2 protein-coding genes are annotated in these 2979 nt (G+C 63.5%); one reads left to right on the forward strand and one right to left on the reverse strand.

Annotation, left to right across the window (positions count from 1 at the left end; translation table 11 throughout):
- A partial coding sequence (gene ilvD, locus AC1P6P_RS11965) for a dihydroxy-acid dehydratase (RefSeq protein ID WP_481402668.1) occupies nucleotides 1-1456 on the reverse strand: 1456 nt, incomplete at its 3' end.
- A gap of 352 nt (nucleotides 1457-1808) precedes the next feature.
- On the opposite strand from ilvD, the gene ffh reads away from it, so the two are divergent.
- A partial coding sequence (ffh, locus tag AC1P6P_RS11970; RefSeq protein ID WP_481402669.1) for a signal recognition particle protein occupies nucleotides 1809-2979 on the forward strand: 1171 nt, incomplete at its 3' end.

Consider the following 2979-nt stretch of genomic DNA (forward strand, 5'->3'; position numbering starts at 1 on the left):
CGCCCTTCGGTCCCTCGTACCGGATCAGCACCACGTCGCCGGGCACGATCTTGTCGCCCAGAATGCCTTCGACCGCGGCCTCCTGGCTTTCGAAGATGCGCGCCGGTCCTGAGAGTGTCAGGTGCTCGGGGTCCACGCCGGCAGTCTTCACGATGCAACCGTCCTCGGCGATATTGCCGAAGAGCACCGCCAGGCCGCCGTCGGCGCTGAAAGCATGTTTCACATCGCGGATGACACCGCCCGCGCGGTCGAGGTCCAGTTCGGGATAGCGGGCACACTGGCTGAACGGCTGTGTTGTCCGCACTCCGCCCGGAGCCGCCCGGTAAAATTCCTGCACGGTGGGCGATGCGCCACGCTTCACGTCGATCCGGTCGATGGCTTCGCCCAGCGTGGGCGCGTGCACGGTGTGGGTCTGGCGATGAATCAGGCCGCCGCGGTCGAGCTCGCCAAGGATGCCGAAGATCCCCCCGGCGCGGTGCACGTCCTCGACGTGGACATAAGGCGTGGAGGGAGCAACCTTGCACAGGTGCGGCACGTGACGGGAGAGCCGGTCGATGTCCGTCATGGTGAAGGGCACCTCGCCCTCCTGCGCCGCCGCCAGCAGATGCAGCACGGTGTTGGTCGAGCCGCCCATCGCGATATCCAGCGTCATGGCGTTTTCAAAGGCATCGAAGCTGGCAATGCCGCGGGGCAGCGCCGTTGCATCGTCGCGCTCGTAGTAGCGCCGGGCCAGATCCACGATGGTGTGGCCCGCCTGCATAAAGAGCTTCTTGCGGTCCGCGTGGGTGGCGACAATCGTACCGTTGCCGGGCAGCGCCAGGCCGAGGGCTTCGGTCAGGCAGTTCATGGAGTTGGCCGTGAACATGCCGGAACACGATCCGCAGGTGGGGCACGCCGAACGCTCGTACTCTTCCACGTCCGCATCGCTGACCTTGTCGTCGGCGGCAACCACCATGGCGTCGATCAGGTCGAGAGCCTTCACGATGTTGCCCTGCTGCATCTTGCCGGCTTCCATTGGCCCGCCGGAAACAAACACGGTGGGAATGTTGAGCCGCATCGACGCCATCAGCATGCCCGGAGTGATCTTGTCGCAATTCGAGATGCAGACCAGCGCATCGGCGCAGTGGGCGTTCACCATGTACTCAACCGAGTCGGCGATCATCTCGCGCGAGGGCAGGCTGTACAACATGCCGTCATGGCCCATGGCGATGCCGTCGTCGATGGCGATGGTGTTGAACTCCTTGGCCACGCCGCCGGCCTTTTCGATCTCACCGGCGACCAGCTGGCCCAGGTCCTTCAGGTGCACGTGGCCGGGAACAAACTGCGTAAACGAGTTGGCGACAGCGATGATGGGCTTGCCGAAGTCGCCGTCCTTCATCCCGGTCGCGCGCCACAGACTGCGCGCCCCGGCCATATTGCGTCCGTGTGTCGAGGTTCGTGAACGATAAGCGGGCATGGCCTTATCTTAACCCCGGGGCTGTACGGCCGCCCCGGCACGGGGTGGCGCCCCGTAGCGGCAGCAGGAGAATAGCCCAGAGCAAGCGAAGCGCCGCTCTGGGAATGTGCGCAAAAGAACAGGAAAGCGCCCCGATGGGGCGCTGTGAATGGACGGGTTCGACAAAGCCTTCTTCATTCAATCGCGCCAGCGCCGGTTGGTAAGGCACGGCTACGCGCAGCCGCCACGATACACTGAAATGTGGACAGGGCGCGGCTTTCACCGTGCCTCAAAGGACGCAAATCCCGCAGCCGCGGGAAATCCCGATCAAGCTTGCCGCAGTCTCGAAAATCGACTGCGATTTGGTGACCGAATGTTTGAGAACCTTACCGAAAAACTGCAGCGCGCCTTCAAAAACCTTCGCGGCCAGGGCACGCTCTCCGAAGAAAACATCGCCGAAGCCCTTCGCGAGATTCGCGTGGCGCTGCTCGAGGCCGACGTCAACCTCAACGTAGCGAAGGACTTGATCGAGCACATTCGCGAGAAGGCCGTCGGCACCGAAGTGTTGACGGCTCTGTCGCCCACCGAACAGGTCATCAAGGTGGTCCGCGACGAGCTGGTCGCGCTTTTGGGCAAGGACACGGCGCGATTCAAGTTCGCCTCGCAGCCTCCCACGGTCATTCTGATGGCCGGACTGCAGGGTTCCGGTAAAACAACCACCACCGGCAAGCTGGCGGCATGGCTCAAGAAAGGCGGCCACCGACCCATGCTGGTTTCGGTCGACGTCTACCGCCCGGCCGCGCGCGAACAGCTCAAAGTGGTCGCCAAATCCATCGACGCAAAGCTCTACGAAGGCGACCAGAAGGGCGAGCCCGCCGGATCGGCGCTGGTCGAGCGGCTGGCCGGCGAAGCCCGCCGCGAGGCCCGCAACATGGGCTGCGACACGCTGATCGTCGACACCGCCGGCCGTCTGCATGTGGACGAAGAGCTGATGGGCGAGATGGAGCAGCTCAAAAAGCTGCTTAACCCCTCGGAGATTCTGTTTGTTGCCGACGCCATGACCGGCCAGGACGCCGTGAATTCTGCACAGGATTTCCACAAGCGCCTGGGCCTCACCGGCGTTGTCCTGACCAAGATGGACGGCGACGCCCGCGGTGGCGCGGCGCTTTCTATCCGCCACGTGACCGGCCAGCCCATCAAGTTCATCGGCACGGGTGAAAAGCCCGACGCTTTCGAGCCATTCCATCCCGACCGCATCGTAGGGCGCATTCTGGGCATGGGCGACATTCTTTCTCTCGTAGAAAAGGCCGAAGCCACGCTCGACCGCAAGAAATCAGAGGAGTTCGCCAAAAAGGCGCTGCTCGGCGACGGCTTCTCGCTCGAGGACTTCCGCGAGCAGCTCCGCCAGATCAAGAAGATGGGCTCGATGGAGAGCATCCTCAAGATGCTGCCCTCGGTCGGCCCCTTCGCCGGCATGCAGCAGGCCGCGAGCCAGGTCGATGAGAAGCAGTTCGTGCGGCTGGAGGCCATCATCAACTCGATGA

The organism is Rhizomicrobium sp. (assembly GCF_056722145.1).